Here is a 20,950-nt window from a genome sequence, read left to right as displayed (position 1 = left end):
TCTTATTCTCCTGTAAAAAAATGTTGGATTAGTCTAGTCATAGCAAAAACTCCTGTTGCCAAGCCAAGAAATAATCCTATAATAAGGAATAGCGGTTCAGTACTCACCTTACTGTCTAGCCATCTTCCTGCAAAAATACCAATTAAGACAGATCCGACTAATTGTGAAAGAATAGCAGACATTAACCCCATTGCGATAAATGGATTACGGTTTTTTTGACGCATAAAAACGCATCCTCTCCACATAAGAGAACGGTAAGCGGATTACTAAAAAAGTCAAGTATAACGGGTTTCATGACTGTTTTTTCATTTTGAAAACCCTGCCATTTACACCCTTTGTAAGCATACAATAGGCCCTTGTCAATGTCAACGTGTTTGTAGTGAAAAAAGTCACATTGAAAATGATGGAAATATGGTATGTTCACATAATTATCACAATTTAATTTTCGCCAAAACTATTGAAAAAAGAGCGTACATTTGGTACGCTCTTTATATTTAGCTACTTTGCACAACTAATTGGCCATTTGGCTGAATGAATAAATATGACTCAATTGAATCCTCTTTTCCCGCCTTTTTGGCAAAAACCTTGATCAGATAAAGACCCGGTTCCGGAAGCTGCTGACTGTCGATTTCCTGCAAAAGCTGCCCTTTTCCAACATTCCTTTTCCAGTCTAAAAATCCAACAAAGCGCAGACTTTCCGCTTCAAACATGGCGATCCCGAACTCCTCCGCTCCTCCTGGCAAATACACCTCATAGCGATACATATCCTTTTTATCCCCTTTTCCCAAACCAAATCCCATTACCCGAGGATAATTAGGTTCTTCAAGGACATAAAGATAGGGCAGGCTAATTGTTTGTGGCCCTGCATTTAATGTAATATTGCCATCATATATTTTTTTGTTTAGCAGCTCCGGATCCGCAGAGAGCTTGATTTCCACTCTTTTTTTCTCGCCCGGCTTTAAGAAGAAGGATAAAGGAAATTTCCAGCTTAGCCCGTTTTCTGCAGGCGGAATCGAAAAAGAATAGGATTGACCTTTTGTGCCGATATTTTTGACGGTCACATAGCTTGAGTGCTCATGCAGGCTGTCTGCAAGTTGGAATTTCCCGAATTGAAGGGATCCAGGCGTAGCCAAGGTATTGGTCTTTAGTGCCTTTTCGATTTGAATTCTTCCCGAGCCTTGCTCGAATGTCCGGTACAGCTTTCCTTTTTGATTGAATATCGGTTTTGCTGTATTCATAAGTGCGGCTTTAATTTCCTCTGGACCCCAGTCGGGATGGGCTTGCTTAATTAATGCACAGGCTCCCGCTACATGAGGCGCAGCCATGCTTGTCCCTTGTAAAGGCAAATACCCGCCAGGTACGGTGCTGTTAATCGCAACCCCCGGTGCAACGACATCCGGTTTTATTTCCCATGTGGAGGTCACAGGACCGCGGGAACTAAAGTCAGCAAGAACATCCTTTTCCTCTATTATTTGGGTTCTGGCAAATACTTTGTTTTTGGCTAAGGCTTTTTTTATTTTTTCACCGTTCGCTTTTGACATTGCCGTGACTGGAATCGTCACATCCGTCTCTAAATTTCCGAAAAAGGCCCCCTTCGTATTATTGTAAATCATAACGGCAACAGCACCTGCATCATGGGCATTTAATGCTTTTTCGGTAAAAGTCAATTCTCCTCTCTCCAGTAGAACAATTTTACCCTTTGCCTCCTTTAATTCTTCCTTTTTCCCTAATCCAGCTTTGATGATTTCATAGGATTTATTAAAATCCCATTCTACAGATCCTTGCAGAGGCTCAAGTCTTAACTTTTGGCCGGCAATATCCACATAGGGAATGTTCAAGGAAGGGGTTGAGGCGCCGACTGAGATCGCTTTGGAGGCTGTGCCAGGCGATCCGACCGTCCAGCTATTCGGGCCCGAATTTCCCGAAGACGTAACAGCCGTAATCCCCTTTTCCACTGCTTTATTTAACGCTAGGCTTATCGGAAGATCAGGACCGTTCACATTATTTCCGAGCGATAAGTTTAGAACATCCACTTTATCCTTTATGGCACGATCAATGGCTGCAATCACCTGCTCGGTGGTGCCGCTTCCCCCTGGTCCAAGTGCCCGGTAGGCAATGATGGTGGCTTCCGGCGCAACCCCGCGAATTTTTCCGTTTGCGGCAATAATCCCCGCAACATGCGTTCCGTGGAGGGTGCCCTCCCCTTGTGTAGCCTGAGTTTCCATCGGGTCGTGATCTCTGTCAACTAAATCATAGCCGCCCCCATAATTCGCTCGTAAATCAGGGTGGGTATAATCGATCCCTGTGTCAATGACGCCAACCTTAACGCCTTTCCCCGTTAATCGCTGATTTTTGGCATCAAATAAACCCCTGACCTCCTCTCCTCCAATCATTTTCACACTTTCGTCCGCATGAACCGTATACGTATTAACGGGTGAAGCCATTTTTGCACCAGCAAGTTTGGAAAGCTGATCAATATCTGCCTGTGTGCCTTTTACGGAAAATCCGTGAAAGGCGTATTTGTAGATATGCCGTAATTCCAGATTGGGTACAAATTGGATGAGCTTTTTGATTTCCTGCTCGCTTTTTTCTTTTTCCAGAATGATGATCGATACCTTTTTGTTTTGTGAAGATTCCATTGGGATGGGAGGGTGATCCAGTGTTTGTGCATTTGCGGTTGATTGGAAAAGCAGCATGAAGATGAGGGGTAAAAATATGTTTAGTTTTTTCATATAGTAATCCCCCTTTTTTTAAATAGGGTTTTCTTTATAGAGGGGAAATATGCGGGAGGATTGTTGGTAGTTTGATTGGCTATGGCTAATGAAAAATAAGGGGTTGCTCTTCTTATGTGAGCGGTTACTTTCATAGTGAGTGTTTTTAATTCATTTTTTCAAAAACACGTACCATGAACCACTCATAGTTCTCGTTTCTGCTTCAACTTCTCTAAAATGCTTATCATGAACCTTTCATAGTTCGCGTTTCTACTTCAACTTCTCCGAAATGCGTTCCATGAACCTTTCATAGTGAGTGTTTCTCCTTCATCTTTTCAAAAATGCGTTCCATGACCCGCTCATATTCAGCATTTCTGCCACAACTCCTCTAAAACGCTAACTATAACCCATTTATGTTGAGGGATCCTATTCTAATTTTTTCAAAAATCAACTCAAGGAACAAAAGACTGGCCCCTTCACCAGGACCAGTCTAATCTCAATAATTGCGTTTATATTCCTCTTGATAATCCGCCAATAAGTCTAAAAAGTAATGGCTTCTCAAATTCTTCTCTGCCCCCAAAAGGATTGGAGGACATTTTACATCAACAATAGTTAATAAATGGAAGTACAAAAGAACCTTACAAAGGGAATAGCGCTATCCCCAAATGTCTTACTTCGTTCCAAACAATCGATCTCCCGCATCTCCTAGTCCAGGAACGATATAACCGTGGTCATTTAACTTTTCATCTAGGGCCGCGATATAAATATCTACATCCGGATGAGCCTGTTGGAGTGCCTCGACTCCTTCAGGCGCGGCAACTAGGCACATGAATTTAATATGTGTTGCGCCGCGTTTTTTCAAGGAATGAATGGCTTCGATGGCGGATCCGCCTGTCGCAAGCATTGGGTCGATGACGATGAAATCTCTTTCTTCCACATCGCTAGGCAGCTTTACATAATACTCTACAGGCTGCAATGTTTTTGGATCGCGGTATAGCCCAACATGGCCGACCTTTGCAGCAGGGATTAACTTTAAGATTCCATCGACCATTCCAATTCCTGCGCGTAGAATAGGGATGATTCCGATCTTTTTCCCAGAGAGGACTTTTGATTTTGTCATGCTAATCGGCGTCTCGATTTCAACGTCTTCTAATGACATATCTCTCGTAATTTCAAACGCCATTAACGTGGCTACTTCATCGACAAGCTCGCGGAAATCCTTTGTCCCTGTTGATTTGTCGCGGATGTATGTAAGTTTATGCTGGATTAGTGGATGATCGAATACGAATACTTTTGCCATATAAAAATCTCTCCTTTTCTATTTTAGACATGCTCCTATTAATGAAGAATCTTCCTTCTGCCCTCTCAAAAAAATCTTTCCATTTCTTCAATAGGGTTAGCAACTATAAGGAAGCTATTCTACCTTCGACATTTTTCTTCATCTTGCACTTCGTCTAATTTTACAGAAAAACTTTTCTCACGGCAACTTTGATTTAAAATTGTTATGGAATCTTCATAATGTGTGGAGGAATCAATTGGGGATTAGCAGATTTATGAAATTGGCTGACAAACTGTATGAATCGGCTGATAAAACAGGGAAACAGTCTTGATAACCTTACATTTTCCATATAATGTAACTATTCTAGCTACTATTTTGCCAAAACACAGCGAATCTACCTGACAACTTATCCTAATGGACTGAAAAAATCCGTTTTAACCGCATTCCCCATGGATTTAATCGCAAAAAAAGGCCAGACCCATTCGAAAAGGATCTGACCCAGGATTTTTTAATATTCAGGATATAGAGTAAAGTTGCTTGTTAAAGCTTCGACACGATTTCTTGCTTCCTCAAGCTTGCCTTCGTCTTCGTGGTTTTTCAATGTAAGAGCAATGATGGATGCGATCTCTTGCATTTCTTTTTCCCCGAATCCGCGGGATGTGACGGCAGCTGTACCGATGCGGACTCCACTTGTTACAAATGGGCTTTCCGGATCGAACGGAATCGTGTTTTTGTTCACAGTGATACCGATTTCGTCAAGAACATGTTCAGCCACTTTTCCAGTTAGGCCTAGTGAACGTAAATCAACTAATAATAGGTGATTGTCTGTTCCGCCAGAAACAAGGTTGATTCCTTCTTTTTGAAGAGATTCCCCAAGAACCTTCGCATTGGAAATGATATTGGCTGCATATGTTTTAAATTCATCTTGAAGCGCTTCACCAAATGAAACAGCTTTCGCCGCAATCACATGCATTAATGGACCACCTTGAATGCCAGGGAAGATGGATTTATCAATTTTCTTCGCGTATTCTTCTTTACAAAGAATCATACCGCCGCGCGGGCCGCGAAGAGTTTTATGAGTAGTTGTCGTCACAAAATCCGCATAAGGAACTGGGTTTTGATGCAAGCCAGCTGCTACAAGACCAGCGATATGAGCCATATCCACCATCAGAATCGCTCCCACTTCATCAGCGATTTCACGGAAACGTTTGAAATCAATCGCACGTGGATAAGCACTTGCTCCCGCCACGATCAGCTTTGGTTTGTGTTCGCGTGCTTTTTCAAGAACGACATCATAATCGATCAATTGAGTCTTTTCGTCCACACCGTACTCCACAAAATTATATAGAACGCCACTGAAGTTTACAGGGCTGCCGTGTGTTAAGTGACCGCCATGAGATAGATTCATACCAAGAACCGTATCGCCTGGCTCTAAAATAGTGAAGTAAACCGCCATGTTCGCTTGGGCACCAGAGTGCGGCTGTACATTCACATGCTCTGCTCCGAAAATTTCCTTCGCACGGTCACGAGCTAAATTCTCGACAACATCGACATGCTCGCATCCGCCATAATAGCGGCGGCTAGGATAGCCTTCTGCATATTTATTTGTTAGCACAGACCCTTGTGCTTCCATCACTGCTTCACTCACAAAGTTCTCAGACGCGATTAATTCAATTTTTGATCTTTGGCGTCCTAATTCATCTTGAATGGATTTGAAAATTAGCTCATCTTGCTTTGCTAGATGCTTCATCTAATAGGCCTCCCTTTTCCTTCAACTATTTTCAAAAAAATAAATACACTCTACCACTTTTGAAAATTCTATTATATAGTATCACGTTTCGTTTGTGAAAAGAAGATGATATATTCTTTAGCAATTTAAAAAGGGAAAGCCCTGCATGATGCAAGACTCTCCTTTTTAGCGAACTCATATTATCCTTACTGGCAAGATTCATTTTCCGCTTTTCTCTCGTATACCGCTCTTGCGCCGCCGATCAGCTTTGGTCTCGTTTTAGCTAAGGTCACATGCGCATCGCCGACCGATTTCTGAGCAGTTCTAATTGGAACAGCCACATGCTTCATGTGCATGCCGATGAAAGTATCGCCGATATCGATTCCCGCGTCCGCCTTAATATGTTCGACCACAACCGGATCCTCGAAATGCTCAAAAGCATACGTTGCCATGGCTCCGCCAGCCGTACGAACCGGAATTACGGTTACTTCATCAAGATTTCTCCGCTCCGCTGTTTGCCGCTCAAGAACTAAAGCACGATTCAAATGTTCGCAGCATTGAAAGGCGAGGGCCACACCTGTTTTTTCACTAAAGCTTTTTAGTTTGGAAAAAATCATCTCGGCTACCTGTTCAGTGCCAGCCGTTCCGATTTTCTTCCCTGCCACCTCGCTCGTGCTGCAGCCAATCACTAAAATATGCCGCTGATCAAGGGACACTTGTTCACCAAAATCTTGAATAATATCTGTTAGCTGCTTTTCCCAAATATGAATCATAATAAGCTCACCCTTTCGGAAGCTTTGTTTTTTTAGATAAAACAGGCCTTGCCAAAGATGTTGTTTTGGACAGGTTCAGCGTGTTTCTAGAGAACCTGTCCAATAAATTGAGTTTCACGGACAGCTTTCTGCGTTTTTCCGAAAACCTGTCCAATAAATCGAGTTTCATGGACAGCTTTCTGCGTTTTTCCAAGAACCTGTCCAATAAATCGGGTTTCATGGACAACTTTCTATGATTTTCCGAAAACCTGTCCAATAAATCGGGTTTCATGGACAACTTTCTATGATTTTCCGAAAACCTGTCCAACAAATCAAGGAATCCGGACAGGTTTCAAAGTTTTCCCGAAAACCTGTCCGATAACCGGAAGCTTCACCTTATTTACTTTCGTAATCCTTAATTTTGCCAACACGGTTTTCGTGGCGTCCGCCTTCGTATTCCGTTGTCAGCCATATCTTTGCAATTTCACGTGCCAGCCCTGGACCGATAACGCGTTCCCCCATGGCTAGCATATTGCTGTCATTATGTTCACGTGTTGCCTTCGCACTGAAGGTATCATGTACAAGTGCACAGCGGATGCCCTTCACCTTATTGGCGGCAATGCTCATCCCGATTCCAGTTCCGCAAACAAGAATCCCTTTATCAAACTCACCTTTCGCTACCTTTTCAGCAACAGGCAACGCATAATCCGGATAATCCACAGACGTTTCGCAATCACAGCCAAAGTCCTCAAATTCAATGCCCATTTCTGTCATGAGCGCTTTAATTTCTTCACGGATGTGAATGCCGCCGTGATCAGACGCAATTGCAACCTTCATATATAATCCTCCTATTTATTAGAAACATTTGAGTATGCTTTTATTTTGACATAAGCAATGAGAAGTGTGCAAGCAGACCTTTTTGTAAGAGTGAGCCGCAAGACCCTTTTTTTAAAAAAAAGAGAGTCCTCCTGAAAACAGAAGACTCTCCTCTATCAAATCTGAAATCTCGTAATCGTATTCTTTAGTTTTTCTGCTTGTACCTTTAGTTCATTAGCTAGATTTTCAACATTCGACATGACTTCGTTTTGCTGGTCTGTCGCTGTCGCCACTTCCTGAGCACCTGCAGAGGTTTCTTCCGCAATTGCCGCGACCTCTTGTGATTGTGTGGATGTATGTTGAATGCTTTCCATTTGGCGGTCGACTAAATCGGTAATGGCCGAAACAAAGGAAGCCATTTCGTTGACGGTTTTCGTCATTTCCTCAATGACTATATTCGTTTCTGTTCCTTTTTTCGCTTCATTATTAGCGGTCTCGACTTGCTCGGAAATTTGCTTAACGACATTTTGAACTTCAGCTTGGATATTCGAAATTAATTCAGAAATTCCTTGAACCGCGGTTGCACTTTCGTCAGCTAGTTTCCTAACTTCCTCCGCAACAACGGCAAATCCTTTTCCATGCTCCCCGGCACGCGCTGCTTCAATGGAAGCATTTAAGGCAAGTAGATTCGTCTGAGCGGCAATGTCACCGACAAGCTGAATAATCTGCTCTACTTTTCTTGCATTCTCCTCTAAACGAATAACCGTTTGTAAGGATTCCTGATTTTCATTAGCAAGCTTTTCAATGCCTGATACGAGAGAATGAATCACCTTTTTAGAATCATGGAGATCCTGAACCATTTCACTTGAAACGGATACAGAAGCTCTCGCTTTCTCTTGAACCTCTTCCGCAATGCTAATTACATCTTCAACCAGTTCCGCGGTGGACTGAATCGCAATCGCTGAGTTGTCAGCTCCAAGTGAGATTTCATTGATCGTTCGAGCAATGGAATTTGCCTGATCTGCCGCATAAGAGGATTCCTTGGAAATCGCAATGACCTTATCATTCGTTTCGCGAAAGTTCTCATCAATTTTTTGAACCATTTCCCTTAAATTCGCAAGCATGTCATTAAAGGCAACCCCGAGTGAGCGAATTTCATCATCTGATTTCGCTAACTCCACATCCTCTTGAATATCCCCTTGCGCAGCCTTTAATGCCATTTTCTCTAGCTTTTGCAATGGCTTTATAATGAAGCCCGCAGCGAAAAAGGCCAAGAGCGCCGACCAAATGATCCCTAAGCTTAATGTAATAACGCTGAAAAGGGCCTCATTGACAGGCAGTGAATTTTGGATCATCGGGTATAGGAAATAGATAAAGAATGCACTTGTTGAATATGTAATGATGGCTAAAATCGTAATAAAAAATACAAGTTTCTTTCTTAAACCAAATTTGTATCTTTGCTTTTCTCCCATTATGCTCCCCCTGAAAAATATTGCTTTATAATTTTTTTATTATTTCGGATATAGCGATTTTCATCTCATTGAAGGTTTTTCGATACATTTCAACTGGGCCCCCGAAAGGATCAATAATATCCAGGTCCCCTTCATTTCCGGCAAATTCCTTCAACGTAAATGTTTTTCCCGAGGCATTTGGAAACGTCCGAGTGACTGCCGCCTTATGGCTTTCCGTCATCGTCAAAATAAAGCTTGTCCAATTCACTAGGCTTTCGTTGATCATGGAAGCTTGATGGTCGATGCCGATTCCTTCTTCCGCCAGAACCGTCCGTGTATGTTCGGACGCATCGCTTCCATCCTGAGCATAAACGCCTGCTGATTTCACCTCTACTCCAAGGGGCCCCATATTCCTCAAAATGGCCTCAGCCATCGGGCTCCGACATGTGTTCCCCGTACACACAAATAAAATTCGAGTCATAGCTGCGCCTCCTTTCATCCCATTATAAGCCAAAATCCCCAGATTCAATAGTATTGAATGTGAAAATTTTTAAAAGATTAGAAAAACCTTACATTGAACCGGCTTTGTTAGCGTTTTGTGACTTTACCCTTCCAAACGCTTACTGGCAATCATTTTCCGAGGAGAAGCTTCAAAACGCTCACCATGACTCGTTCATAACACTCGTTTTTCAAGCAGAAACCCCGAAACGCTCACCATGACTCATTCATAACACTCCTTTTCCATGCAGAAACCTCAAAATGCTCACTATGACTCGTTCATAACACTCCTATTCCAAGGTGAAACCCCAAAACGCTCACTATGACTCGTTCATAGCACTCCTTTTCCATGCAGAAACCCCAAAACGCTCACCATGACTCATTCATAACACTCCTTTTCCATGCAGAAACCTCAAAACGCTCACTATGACTCGTTCATAGCACTCCTTTTCCATGCAGAAACCCCAAAACGCTCACTATGACTCGTTCATAGTACTCCTTTTCCATGCAGAAACCCCAAAACGCTCACCATGACTCGTTCATAACACTCGTTTTCAAGCAGAAACCCCGAAACGCTCACCATGACTCGTTCATAGTACTCCTTTTCCATGCAGAAACCCCAAAACGCTTACTTTAGACATTTTTAAGGTATCCCATTCTTAGTAGACAACAAAAAAGAAAGGACATCCCCATCCTTTCCGAAAAGTATGTTTAACAAATCCGCTGGCGCTGCTCCCTACCCCAATAGCAGCTTAATCCCGAACGCAAAAAGGATGCTGCCGCCAAGGGCTTCACTATAGGTGCCGAGCCAGCCCTGGACCTTTCTGCCTATGAGCAGGCCCATCCACGTTAGGAAGGTGGCGGTGACACCGAAGCATGTCAAAACTAACAACGTTTTGGCTCCGTAAATGCCTAAAGTTAAGCTAACGGAAAAGCTGTCTAAGCTTACACTGAAGCCAAAGAGCATTAAGCCGGCTCCCACTGGGGTAATCATGCTGCTTCTTTCCTGCTGGAATCCTGACCAGACCATTTGTATACCTAATATGAGCAGGAGCCCGCCGCCGACATAGGTGGCAATGGCACCGAATTTATCTGATAATAATCTCCCGGCAATCATTCCGATGAGGGGCATCCAAATATGGAAAAAGCCAATTGTCACACCAATTGTGAATATTTGTCTAAGGCGGAGCTTATACATGCCCATCCCCAAGCCCACTGAAAAGGCATCCATGGCCAGGGCAAACGCCATGATTGTGAGTGTTAGTATTTCTCCGAATAAATCTGCCATCTTTTCTCCTCCTTGGACTTGCTATTTCAACATATGCACGTCCAAGAGAATTTAGAATCGAAAAGGAATCTGTTCCCCTTCCTGCTTTATCAAAAAACATTCATTAGTGTCTGCACCAACCTAGAAGTATAAGTCGTTGGCTTCATTTCTCTGCGCTGGTGATTACTTCGTACATCAAGGACAAGTTCTGACAACAGAAAAGGGACGAGGCCGCCCCTCGTCCCATCAGATCACGCGATGCCCCGCTGCCTTCATCAGGCGGTTCATGACGGCAACGCCGACTCCTTCATTCGGGAACATTTCGCTATAGATTATATCTGCGTTTGTATTGTTGAATTTCCTCAATGCTTCATATAAATAGCTCGCAACGGTTTCAAGATTTTCGCGTTGTCCACAAGGAACGACATAATCCGCTTGATAGAAGGCTTCGTTTTCCACAGTTGTTAACACCCCAACGGTCAACCCCTCTTCCTTCTTCTTATCCACAAGTTCCTGGATAAACTCCCTTGACCCATTCACTAAATAGAGCGGTGCATCTGGAGCATAGTGGCGGTATTTCATTCCTGGAGATTTCGGCGCCTGACCTGCATCGAGGAGCGCTGCATCAACGGAAACTTCACCGATCACGGCCTCTATCTGTTCCTTTGTCACGGCACCCGGCCGCAGAATAACAGGGATTTCTTCAGTGCAATCCAATACAGTCGATTCCACACCTACACCTGTTTGGCCACCGTCCACAATTCCCGCAATCTTCCCGTTCAGGTCCTCCCACACGTGCTCAGCAGTTGTCGGACTTGGCTTTCCTGAGCGGTTTGCACTCGGTGCGGCAATCGGAAGGCCCGATTTCTTGAGGATGGCTAACGCAACCGGATGATCCGGCATACGAACAGCTACTGTGGATAACCCTGCTGTCGCCTGATCCGAAAGCTTTTCCTCTTTCTTTTTAAAAATAAGAGTAAGCGGACCTGGCCAGAACTCCTTTATCAAAAGTCTAGCTTGATCTGATATGTCCTTCGCAAAATCATTAAGCTGGTGTTCCTCCGCAATGTGGATAATCAGTGGATTATCACTTGGCCTCCCTTTAGCTGCAAAAATTTTTGCTACAGCCTCGCTATTTTCCGCGTTACCGCCCAAGCCGTAAACCGTTTCTGTCGGGAATGCTACGACTTCATTATTTTTTAAAAGGTCAGCAGCCTGTGCAATTTGTGGATAACTTTCGAGATCATCCACATATTTATCCACTGACCATCTTTCCGTATTCATGATGCTCCACCTTCTTTTTGTCACCTTAATATCGTAATAAAATCCTTTATTCACATGTTAATTACTTTTGAAAGTATAAAAGAAGATGGAGGATAACTCAAGCATTATCCACAATTTGTGGACAGATTGCTCACATTTGTGCATAACTTCGCCAATATATCCACATTTTACACGGATAATGTCAAAAAGAATGAGTTGTCCACAGTTAAAATATGTTTTACATGGTCGGATTCATAAAGCTCCGCCGGCAAGCTCCGCTTATCCACTTCTTTAAAACCTAGCAGCTGAAAAAAGGCCAGCGAGGTTTTTTTATTGGAGGAAAGGTAAAGAGATCGCAGCTTCCTGTCTCTTGCTAACATTAGGATCTGCTCGAATAGGACGAACAGCTCGTTTTCAGTCATTTCCTTTGTCATGGCAAGAGAACGAAGCAATCCCATTGTCCCTAATGGCTCAATCCCAAGCGTTGCTTTCACATTTCCCTGATCATTCTCCATGATTAAAAAATAATCGATGGATTCCGCAAGTCCATCCGTATTAAGTTTCGCCTCTGCCAAAAAACTTGTTAATCTCTCAACATCCTCTGCCACTGCACATCGTATGAAAGCAGCCATCGTTCCACCTCATTCATATAGTCTATTAATAAATTTCACCCATTTTGTTCTAGTAGATGTGTTGAAACTTACTATATTCATATGAAGAAATAGAGATAGTAGAACTTTATGCAGAAAATAATATTTTTGAGCAGTTACTAAGTTCCTTATCCGAAAATTTTCTCCCAAAGCTCGACTAAGAAAAATTTAACTCTTACAGGCTGTTCGTCCTCTCCCGTATAGACTGGAGGTGCCTTCTCTTCTTTCTCCGGCTTGGTTTCTGCAGCGGCCACTTCTTTCGTTCCATCTTCCTCAAATCCATCACTTACCGCTACCCCATTTGAGAAATCGAGGAAGCATAGCGGGGGGAATAATACACACCACCAGTTAGCTCCTTGCGCGTCACCTAGCGAAATCAGAATGGCTTCATATTCACCTGCCGGATAAAGGAATTGGCCGTAAAGCTTAGTTGGGAAATCTACCTTGCCGAAGTTCACCTTAACCGCTTGTGCTGATTGGTTTTCCGCTGCCACTTTTTCTGCGATTGCTTGAATTTCCGGCAGCTTGGATTGTAGTAAGCTTCTGGCCTCATCAATTGAAGTTAACTCTGCGACCCATTTAGTAATTTCCGCATTCACCGCGTCTCTCACTTGTCGCTTGATGACTTGATCTTTTTCTCTATCACTATTTGCTAGAATTCTAAGACGGATCGCTTCATTTGGAATGACGAGCTGATCTTCGGTCAATGTTTCATTTTGTGGTATATATAAACTTAAAATCGTACCCAAACATAAGATAATTATATATAAATTTACCGCTGTTTTTGTTTTCATATTCTCCACGCCCCTTCACTAACTCATTGTGGTCAAGGAACCGAAATCTTAAACTAGTAAAATTAATAAATTTAATCTATTAATAGCAGATACTGCAAAAAGTCGTTGGCCGGTGATTACTCCGAACTTCAACGGCAATTTAGTTTTACAGAGAAAAATGATTGACGAATGATTATGTGAAGACTATATTTTGTTTGTTGGGAAAAAGATTCATTATACTCTTATTCTATTAAAATATGTTTTTGCTGCAATCATCTATATATCGTTCAGCCTACTGTGATTGCAGGTCTCTCTTTCGAACTAAACCGGCCCAATCATCGTATGGCCGGTTTTTTTAGTCAAATTGAGGTGAATACTATGAATCTAGATAAATACAAAGATCTTCTTTTCCAAAAGGTAAAGGAGCAGCTGACAGAATGGTTTGAAGATGGCATGGAAGCCACGTTTACGAATGAAGAAATATTCCGCTTTCTTCACTCGATTAAGGGAACAGCTGGGACGCTGCAGCTTGGCGGCCTTCATCAGATTGCCACAAAGCTAATGGACGAGGTTACTACTAAGGAAAACGAGACTTGGACTAATCAGGAGCTTCGTGACTTTTTATATGAATTGATAGAATTTAGCTATGAATACGAGCATTTTAACCAGATAGAAGAAAAGCTAGCTATTCCTCGAAATGAAAACGTCCCTCTTATTCAATTGATTGATGACGATATTTCGATGCTCATTCTACTCAAGGATGCGATGGAGAGTAGGGGCTGGATGGTGCTGGCGAACACCGATCCGCTTAAGGCAACTGAGCAATATTTTGATATGCGCCCGGATTGCCTCATTATTGATATTAACTTGCCAAAGAAAAATGGCTTTCAAATTTTGGAAGATATTCAAAGGCACTCGAACAAGAAATTTATCCCGAAGATCATGATCAGTATTCAAAATGACAGGCAGACTAGAATTCAGGCATATAAAATGGGCGCAGATGACTTTATTGAAAAGCCGATTGATTTGGAAGAGTTTTTAGTACGGATGGAACGGCACTTAGATAGAAAGAAGATTTTCGATCAATCTGTCCTCATTGATGAGCTCACCCAAGTATATAATCGTAAATTCCTTCAGGATACGATGCAAAAGAGCATGAAGGAGCTGAAAAGGACCGGAAAATGCTTCACTCTCGCTGTGATGGATCTGGATTTCTTCAAAAAAGTCAATGATACATACGGTCATATTGCAGGGGATCGTGTCCTTGTTGCTTTTGCCCAGTTCTTGAAGGAGAATGTCCGAAGTCTGGATACTGTTTTCCGTTTTGGCGGGGAAGAGTTTATTATTTTATTCCCGCAGACCACTGATTTGGAAGCAAAGAATGTCCTAACAAGACTGATCCAGGAATTTAAGGGTAAAATTTTTAGCGAAAATGGCCAAGAGTTTTCTGTTTCTTTTTCAGCAGGTGTATATATGATTACCGATCCAGATTTGGATACGTCAGCAGTCATAAAAATGGCTGATTCCGCCCTTTATGAGGCGAAGAATAACGGCCGGGCCCGTGTGGAAAGTGCGAATAAGATTGAGGTAACTCCTGCTAAGAGGCTTTTACGTGTTTCGGTTATTGATGATGATGCCATTATTCGAATGATGCTGATGAAAATATTGCAACATATGAATTTCGATCAGTTTGAACTAGATATTCAAGTGTATGAGGATGGCTTAAAGTTCTTTTCTTCCAATAGACTTGAAGAAAAAGGCGGCCATTTCTTAATTCTTGATGGCATGATGCCTGTCATGGACGGACTTGAGGTGCTGAAAAAGGTAAAACAGGCGAAAAACGCGAAGGAAATGACAGTCCTCATGCTGACGGGACGAAAAAGTGAAAGCGATATTGCCGAAGCCCTGAGGCTTGGGGCGGATGATTATATGACAAAGCCCTTTAGCATTATGGAATTGGAAGCAAGGATCCAGCGCCTTATCCAAAGACTATCGTAAATGCTGGCGAATTTGGCCGCTGTTCTTTTCCGTTGCTATGCGGGAACCCGCAAAATACTAACCCATCGTGATGTATGGAGGACTCAATATGAAAAGAATTTTGCTTGCAGAAGATGAAGAGATTTTACGAATGCTGATTGTGGATACGTTTGAGGATGAAGATTTCGAAATAGACGAAGCCGCTGATGGCCAAGAGGCATTGGATTTATTTTACCAAAATAACTATGACTTAATCATCGTTGATTACATGATGCCAGGTCTTTCAGGATTAGAGGTTATTGAAAAAATCCGGTCTAATGCCGAAAATCAGCATGTGAAAATTCTGATGCTATCTGCAAAAAGCCAGCAGTATGAACAGGACCGTGTATTAGCAGCTGGGGCAGACTACTTTATGGCCAAGCCGTTCAGCCCCCTCCATCTTTTGAATAAGGTTGGGGAGATTCTAAGGTGAAGCTTAATCAATATGTAAGAAGGAGCCTTTCCAGGCAATTTGTTACCCTCATCAGCTTGTTTACCCTTCTTTTTATCGGGATTGCTTCGAGTTTATTTTTGACCCATAAGCAAATAAATGAAACTTATTTTAAGGAGCGGCAGGTGCTTGTTGAAAAGCAAGGGCTTTTGGCGGAAATTGATGAATCCTTTAATCTTGCCGTTTTGGATGCCCGCAGCTACATTGCTTTTGAAAATGAAGAGTTTAAGCAAGAGGCTTTGGCCCAATTGCCAAGGCTAAATGAGTTGCATAAGCAGCTGGAAGCCGTTGCCGTGACGCAAGAGGATAAAGCGTATGCCAGGGAACTTAGGGAAATGATCGATTATTATTTCATCGAAAGATTGCCTGAAACGTTCTCCTATATTGAAGCCGGGCGAAAAGATGAAATCATTCAAATCGTCCAATCTATCGGATTCCAAAAGATAAAGAACTTTCAAGTCTATTCTAAAACTTATTTAAAAAGTGTGCAGAAGAACTTAAATGCAAAAGCCACTGAATTAACGGAAAAGCAGTCATTGATTCAGTCGGTTTTTATCATTCTTTTTCTGGCACTGCTTTTCATCCTATTCCTCTTCATCAGGGTCATGGTCAAAAAAGTTGGCCAGCCGCTTGCTCAATTTTCCAAAGCGGCGAATGAAATTGCCCTTGGGAAGGAAGCGGTCATTGAAGTAGAAGAAAAACGGGATGATGAACTTGGTGCGCTGTCCGTTGCTTTTCGAAAAATGATTAAGAGTATACAGGAAAATGAACAGGACTTGCTTGCTCAAAATGAAGAGCTTATGGCCCAGCAGGACGAGCTGCAGGCACAGCAGCTTGAACTGGAATCGATGCTTTCGGCTGTGCAGGAAAATGAAAGAAAGCTAGAAAGAAGAAACATGCTGACAAACAGCATTTCGAATTCTCTTGAGAAACAAGAAGTGTTGGAAAGCATTGTCACGAATATGTGCGAGGTTCTTGATGCTGACAGTGGAATGATTGTCATGCTGAACGAAGATGCCTCTGCTTCTTTCGGAATTTCTGAAGCTGGCACCCGGCAGTTTAAGCAATACATCGATAATGGCTTACATGAACGACTTAAGAAAACGAAACAGGTCTTCACAATTAGGCGTGAACTACAGCCTGAGGAAAAAGGCTATCATACGGCGGTTTCGTATGGACATGATTTGTATATGCCTATTCTCTCCTCAGAAAATGAGGTTGTGGCGATTATGGTATTTAGCCGGTTCGGGGGGCATTTTCAGCCAAATCAAATGGAAGAATACGAGGCTTTGTCTAAGCAAATCGGAATCTCTCTTGAAAAAATTAGACTTTATGAGTCATCTGAGGAAAGTCGCAAATTAAACCAAAATATTATGGATACGGTAAAAGAAGGCATCCAGCTAATTGATTCGGACGGGAAAATCCTTCAAGTGAATAATCAATTATGTGAGCTTTTCCCCCGTGAGAAAAACCTTAGTCTCATTGGCCTTTCTTGGTACGAATGGACAGATGTGATGAAGGAGTTTGTCGAGGATGAGCATGAATTTATCGCATTTTTGACAGATGCCCTTAACAATCGTTCAGAGGAAGAGCACTCTTTTACGTATAAAATGAAAAACTCCCAGCAGGTTATTAAGATGTATTTGGAAGGTCTATATGATGGAGAGGAACGTTTCGGCACGGTCATCGTTCATCGCGACATGACAAAGGAATTTGAAGTAGACCAGATGAAATCAGAGTTTGTCAGCACCGTCAGCCATGAATTGCGAACGCCATTAGCCAGTATTCTAGGCTTTACCGAATTAATGCTGAATCGGGAGCTGAAGGCGGAAAAGCAAACGAAATATTTAACAACGATTTTAAATGAGGCTAAACGCTTGACTGCGTTAATTAACGATTTTTTAGATGTCCAACGGATGGAATCCGGCAAACAAACGTATGAAAAGAAATTCATAAAGCTCGTGCCGATTATTGAAAAGGTCATTGAAAAGCAGCAAGTTCAAACCGATCTTCATCGGATTGAGCTTCATCCGTTTGTTGAAAATGATTTAGTGAACGGCGACCGTTCGAAAATGGAGCATGTTTTTACGAACCTTATTAACAATGCCATTAAATATTCCCCTAAGGGCGGAGATATTAAAATTGATGTTTACGGGGAGGGCTCCAGTCTCAAGGTCGATATTACGGACCATGGTTTGGGGATCCCAGCGGATGCACTGGATAAATTATTTATTAAATTTTTCCGGGTCGATAATTCGGATCGGAGAACGATTGGCGGGACTGGCTTGGGATTGGCTATTGTTCAAGAAATTATGAAAGCCCATAATGGGGCGGTCAAGGTCACCTCCCACTATGGCAAAGGAAGTACCTTCAGCCTCTCCTTCCCTACAGTCGGGAATGCAAAGCCGGTAGGAACGACCGATTTACCTAACATGCCGGCTGCCGATTTCAACGTCACGGTAGTTGAGGACGACCAAAGCCTGTCTGAGCTTATTCAAAATGAATTAACCGAAAGCGGGTTCCATGTAACATGCTTTGCAAAGGGTGAAGAAGCACTGGATTATTTTCAGAAGGAAACACCGGACGCCATCGTGCTCGATATTCTGCTGGAGGAACAAATCGACGGCTGGACCATTATGAGAAAAATGAAGGAAAGCGAGCGCCTGAAAAATATCCCAATTATCATCTCAACTGCCTTGGATGAGAAGGAGAAGGGATTATCCCTCGGAGCCAATGACTTCTTCATTAAACCATATAAACCCAGCGAGCTATCAGAAGCAATCCACCAAACCCTGCTGAAAACCGGTAAAAGGGGACAAATTTTAGTTCCTGAGGAACAGAATACTTGAATTTAAGGCCCTTAGAGATTTTCTAAGGGCTTTTGGCTTGGGATTGAGCTAATTTTATTTGTGTAAAAATGCTTGCTGTGGATTATTCATGAGTCGCGTTTTTTTATTGTGATTGATCTAAACGATTACTATGAGCCATTCATAAGTCGCATTTTCCTCTTTCATTGACTAAAACGAGTACTATGAACTCTCCATAACTCGCGTTTTCCTCTTTCATTAACTAAAACACTTACTATGAACCCTTCATAACTCGCGTTTTGCTCTTTCATTCACCAAAACGAGTACTATGAACCATTCATAACTCGCGTTTTCCTCTTTCATTGACCAAAACACTCACTATAAGAACACCCTATTTCCTAAAACCCAACCTCCGCAAATACCATTCGGTCCTTCCCGTTAATATCATAGACCGTCTCCACTTTTGCTCCAGGAAAGGCTCGACTCAGCAGACTAGCCACAGCTTCACTTTGACCGGCCCCAACCTCAAAACCAATCAACGCCTCTTCGCGGACAACAAACGGAAGCTCCTCCGCTAGCCTTTTATAAATATTCAACCCATCAATTCCTGCAAACAGTGCCCGGTGAGGCTCATGCTCAGTCACGACCTCTGACATCCATTCAATATCCCCATCCGGAATATATGGTGGATTGGAAAGAACAATATCAAATCTCTCGCCACCATCAATAAATGGCTTCAGTAGATCCCCTTGAACAAATCGAACGTCAGCACCAAGATGACGAGCATTTTCCTCCGCTAAAAGCAGAGTCGGTCCATAAATATCTGTCGCGGTTACAGCCAGATCAGGATTCTCCAGCTTCAATGTGACGGCAATGGCCCCGCTCCCCGTCCCAATATCCGCCAATTTAAGACCTTCCTTCTTTCCAAAAAGCTTCCCCACCCGCTTCAGCGTGTGATAAACCAGCTCCTCCGTTTCAGGACGAGGAATCAACACATCCTCATTTACTTTAAAATCCCGCCCATAAAAAGACTCAATTCCAATAATATATTGAACGGGCTTACCCTCACTATGAAGAAGCACCGCCTTCTTAAAATCCTCGAAAACCCGCGCCTCCACCTCTTCACGCAGGCTAGCTAAAAACTTCGCCCGGTCCATTCCCATATAATGCTGCAATAATATTTCTCCCGCATTGTCATCCCGATTTTTTTCTTTTAAAAAAGAAGAAGCCCACTGGAGGGCTTCATAGACTTTCATAGCTTGATTACTCATTTGATGCACTTTCCAGCTTAGCTGACTGTTCTTCAACGATTAACGCATCAATTACTTCATCCAATTTCCCTGAAAGAATTTGGTCAAGCTTTTGGATCGTTAATCCAATGCGGTGGTCTGTTACACGATTTTGCGGGAAGTTGTACGTGCGGATACGCTCAGAACGGTCTCCGGTACCAACTGCGGATTTACGGGCCTGATCATACTCAGCCTGTGCTTCCCGTTGGAATTTATCATACACACGCGCACGTAAAACCTTCATGGCTTTTTCTTTATTTTTAATTTGCGATTTTTCATCCTGGCAGGAAACAACTGTACCTGTTGGAATATGTGTTAAACGAACAGCTGACATTGTGGTGTTAACACTCTGTCCACCTGGTCCACTTGATGCAAACGTATCCACACGAACATCTTTATCATGAATTTCAATCTCAACTTCCTCTGCCTCTGGTAAAACCGCAACCGTTGCCGTAGAAGTATGGATACGACCGCCAGATTCTGTTTCCGGTACACGCTGTACGCGGTGAGCGCCATTTTCAAACTTCAATTTTGAATAAGCGCCGTTTCCGTTAATCATAAAAATAATTTCCTTGTAGCCGCCCACTCCAGTTGAGTGTGTTTCAATGACTTCCGTTTTCCAGCCCTGCATCTCGGCAAAACGGCTGTACATGCGGTATAAATCCCCGGCAAATAAGGCAGCTTCATCTCCGCCTGCTGCTCCACGAATTTCCATAATAACGTTTTTATCATCGTTCGGATCTTTCGGGATTAAAAGAATCTTCAAACGAGCTTCTAATTCCTCGACCTTGTCTTCCAGCTCATCAAGCTCTTCCTTTACCATTTCACGCATTTCCGCATCCAGCTTGTCATCAAGCATGGCTTTCGCATCTTGATACTGCTCACGAACATCCTTATATTCACGATAAGCGTCAACAGTCTCCTGAATATCTGACTGTTCCTTCGAGTATTCGCGCAATTTTTTTGGATCATTAACAATTTCCGGATCACTTAAAAGCTCATTTAATCTTTCATAGCGGTCCTCTACAGATTGAAGACGATCAAACACAGCATTTCACCTCTAATTTCCATAACACTTCGGAGTATTATTTCCGAGCTATATCTATTCAATACGTTTACGCTAAAAGTGAGCGATTCACGCTTATTCACCAATAAAGTCCATAACATTCTAATTATAGTATAGGTGAAAGATGAGGTC

At 42.6% G+C, this 20,950-nt stretch carries 17 protein-coding genes and 1 pseudogene; 3 read left to right on the top strand and 15 right to left on the bottom strand.

The window, feature by feature from the left end; all coding sequences use genetic code 11:
• Positions 1 to 2: 2 nt before the first annotated feature.
• From AR328_RS14880 to spoIIR, 13 genes and pseudogenes are all read right to left on the bottom strand, one after another.
• A complete protein-coding gene (locus AR328_RS14880; RefSeq protein ID WP_066296772.1) occupies positions 3 to 224 on the bottom strand; it encodes an AtpZ/AtpI family protein in 222 nt (73 codons plus the stop codon).
• 270 nt (positions 225 to 494) lie between these two features.
• Entirely contained in the window at positions 495 to 2,732 is a 2,238-nt protein-coding gene (locus AR328_RS14875; RefSeq protein WP_066296769.1) for a S8 family serine peptidase, read from the bottom strand.
• A gap of 649 nt (positions 2,733 to 3,381) precedes the next feature.
• On the bottom strand, positions 3,382 to 4,011 hold the full coding sequence (upp, locus tag AR328_RS14870) for a uracil phosphoribosyltransferase (RefSeq protein WP_066296766.1): 630 nt from the start codon (positions 4,009 to 4,011) through the stop codon (positions 3,382 to 3,384).
• Between the two features lie 487 nt (positions 4,012 to 4,498).
• Positions 4,499 to 5,740: a serine hydroxymethyltransferase gene (glyA, locus tag AR328_RS14865; RefSeq protein WP_066296763.1), complete on the bottom strand. Its 1,242-nt coding sequence runs from the start codon at positions 5,738 to 5,740 to the stop codon at positions 4,499 to 4,501.
• 185 nt (positions 5,741 to 5,925) lie between these two features.
• On the bottom strand, positions 5,926 to 6,492 hold the full coding sequence (locus tag AR328_RS14860; RefSeq protein ID WP_066296761.1) for a TIGR01440 family protein: 567 nt from the start codon (positions 6,490 to 6,492) through the stop codon (positions 5,926 to 5,928).
• Positions 6,493 to 6,867: 375 nt separating this feature from the next.
• A complete protein-coding gene (rpiB, locus tag AR328_RS14855) occupies positions 6,868 to 7,308 on the bottom strand; it encodes a ribose 5-phosphate isomerase B (RefSeq protein WP_066296759.1) in 441 nt (146 codons plus the stop codon).
• 155 nt (positions 7,309 to 7,463) lie between these two features.
• Positions 7,464 to 8,390, bottom strand: a complete 927-nt coding sequence (locus tag AR328_RS14850; protein WP_442854457.1) for a methyl-accepting chemotaxis protein — start codon at positions 8,388 to 8,390, stop codon at positions 7,464 to 7,466.
• A gap of 12 nt (positions 8,391 to 8,402) precedes the next feature.
• A pseudogene (locus AR328_RS23490) lies at positions 8,403 to 8,642 on the bottom strand (HAMP domain-containing protein); the annotation flags it as partial.
• A 142-nt stretch (positions 8,643 to 8,784) separates the two neighbouring features.
• Entirely contained in the window at positions 8,785 to 9,219 is a 435-nt protein-coding gene (locus AR328_RS14845; RefSeq protein ID WP_066296750.1) for a low molecular weight protein arginine phosphatase, read from the bottom strand.
• A 753-nt stretch (positions 9,220 to 9,972) separates the two neighbouring features.
• Positions 9,973 to 10,524 (bottom strand): manganese efflux pump MntP, encoded by a 552-nt coding sequence (locus AR328_RS14840; RefSeq protein ID WP_066296745.1) that lies wholly within the window; start codon positions 10,522 to 10,524, stop codon positions 9,973 to 9,975.
• A 225-nt stretch (positions 10,525 to 10,749) separates the two neighbouring features.
• Positions 10,750 to 11,787 carry an L-threonylcarbamoyladenylate synthase gene (locus AR328_RS14835; RefSeq protein WP_066296742.1) on the bottom strand — a complete coding sequence of 346 codons (1,038 nt, stop codon included), beginning with the start codon at positions 11,785 to 11,787 and terminating at the stop codon, positions 10,750 to 10,752.
• Positions 11,788 to 11,954: 167 nt separating this feature from the next.
• Positions 11,955 to 12,398: a GNAT family N-acetyltransferase gene (locus tag AR328_RS14830; RefSeq protein ID WP_066296739.1), complete on the bottom strand. Its 444-nt coding sequence runs from the start codon at positions 12,396 to 12,398 to the stop codon at positions 11,955 to 11,957.
• 146 nt (positions 12,399 to 12,544) lie between these two features.
• Complete coding sequence (spoIIR, locus tag AR328_RS14825; RefSeq protein ID WP_066296736.1) at positions 12,545 to 13,210, bottom strand: stage II sporulation protein R; 666 nt, start codon at positions 13,208 to 13,210, stop codon at positions 12,545 to 12,547.
• 357 nt (positions 13,211 to 13,567) lie between these two features.
• Between spoIIR and AR328_RS14820 the strand changes: the two genes are divergently transcribed.
• The 3 genes from AR328_RS14820 to AR328_RS14810 all read left to right on the top strand — a co-directional run bounded on the left by AR328_RS14820 (position 13,568) and on the right by AR328_RS14810 (position 18,505).
• Positions 13,568 to 15,187 (top strand): GGDEF domain-containing response regulator, encoded by a 1,620-nt coding sequence (locus tag AR328_RS14820; protein ID WP_231734865.1) that lies wholly within the window; start codon positions 13,568 to 13,570, stop codon positions 15,185 to 15,187.
• Between the two features lie 88 nt (positions 15,188 to 15,275).
• Complete coding sequence (locus tag AR328_RS14815) at positions 15,276 to 15,638, top strand: response regulator transcription factor (RefSeq protein ID WP_066296730.1); 363 nt, start codon at positions 15,276 to 15,278, stop codon at positions 15,636 to 15,638.
• Positions 15,635 to 18,505 (top strand): ATP-binding protein, encoded by a 2,871-nt coding sequence (locus AR328_RS14810; protein ID WP_066296728.1) that lies wholly within the window; start codon positions 15,635 to 15,637, stop codon positions 18,503 to 18,505. Before AR328_RS14815 ends, AR328_RS14810 begins: the two co-directional genes overlap by 4 nt.
• Positions 18,506 to 18,861: 356 nt before the next feature.
• Here AR328_RS14810 and prmC read toward each other — a convergent pair whose 3' ends face one another.
• Both prmC and prfA read right to left on the bottom strand, forming a co-directional pair.
• The gene (gene prmC, locus AR328_RS14805; RefSeq protein ID WP_269433523.1) at positions 18,862 to 19,734 is read right to left on the bottom strand and encodes a peptide chain release factor N(5)-glutamine methyltransferase; all 873 of its coding nucleotides are present in this window, start codon (positions 19,732 to 19,734) and stop codon (positions 18,862 to 18,864) included.
• On the bottom strand, positions 19,727 to 20,800 hold the full coding sequence (prfA, locus tag AR328_RS14800; protein ID WP_066296726.1) for a peptide chain release factor 1: 1,074 nt from the start codon (positions 20,798 to 20,800) through the stop codon (positions 19,727 to 19,729). The genes prmC and prfA overlap by 8 nt, the downstream gene beginning before the upstream one ends.
• Between the last annotated feature and the right edge of the window lie 150 nt (positions 20,801 to 20,950).

The sequence above is a fragment of the Bacillus sp. FJAT-29937 genome, assembly GCF_001509555.1.
GTDB lineage: Bacteria > Bacillota > Bacilli > Bacillales > Cytobacillaceae > Cytobacillus.
This window is presented reverse-complemented; position numbering and strand designations above follow the sequence as displayed.

Bases quoted from the DNA above. Each gene is read 5' to 3' on its own strand.
- AR328_RS14880 (WP_066296772.1), bottom strand. From the start codon at position 224: ATGCGTCAAAAAAACCGTAATCCATTTATCGCAATGGGGTTAATGTCT.
- AR328_RS14875 (WP_066296769.1), bottom strand. From the start codon at position 2,732: ATGAAAAAACTAAACATATTTTTACCCCTCATCTTCATGCTGCTTTTC.
- upp (WP_066296766.1), bottom strand. From the start codon at position 4,011: ATGGCAAAAGTATTCGTATTCGATCATCCACTAATCCAGCATAAACTT.
- glyA (WP_066296763.1), bottom strand. From the start codon at position 5,740: ATGAAGCATCTAGCAAAGCAAGATGAGCTAATTTTCAAATCCATTCAA.
- AR328_RS14860 (WP_066296761.1), bottom strand. From the start codon at position 6,492: ATGATTCATATTTGGGAAAAGCAGCTAACAGATATTATTCAAGATTTT.
- rpiB (WP_066296759.1), bottom strand. From the start codon at position 7,308: ATGAAGGTTGCAATTGCGTCTGATCACGGCGGCATTCACATCCGTGAA.
- AR328_RS14850 (WP_442854457.1), bottom strand. From the start codon at position 8,390: ATGGTTCAAAAAATTGATGAGAACTTTCGCGAAACGAATGATAAGGTC.
- AR328_RS14845 (WP_066296750.1), bottom strand. From the start codon at position 9,219: ATGACTCGAATTTTATTTGTGTGTACGGGGAACACATGTCGGAGCCCG.
- AR328_RS14840 (WP_066296745.1), bottom strand. From the start codon at position 10,524: ATGGCAGATTTATTCGGAGAAATACTAACACTCACAATCATGGCGTTT.
- AR328_RS14835 (WP_066296742.1), bottom strand. From the start codon at position 11,787: ATGAATACGGAAAGATGGTCAGTGGATAAATATGTGGATGATCTCGAA.
- AR328_RS14830 (WP_066296739.1), bottom strand. From the start codon at position 12,398: ATGGCTGCTTTCATACGATGTGCAGTGGCAGAGGATGTTGAGAGATTA.
- spoIIR (WP_066296736.1), bottom strand. From the start codon at position 13,210: ATGAAAACAAAAACAGCGGTAAATTTATATATAATTATCTTATGTTTG.
- AR328_RS14820 (WP_231734865.1), top strand. From the start codon at position 13,568: ATGAATCTAGATAAATACAAAGATCTTCTTTTCCAAAAGGTAAAGGAG.
- AR328_RS14815 (WP_066296730.1), top strand. From the start codon at position 15,276: ATGAAAAGAATTTTGCTTGCAGAAGATGAAGAGATTTTACGAATGCTG.
- prmC (WP_269433523.1), bottom strand. From the start codon at position 19,734: ATGAGTAATCAAGCTATGAAAGTCTATGAAGCCCTCCAGTGGGCTTCT.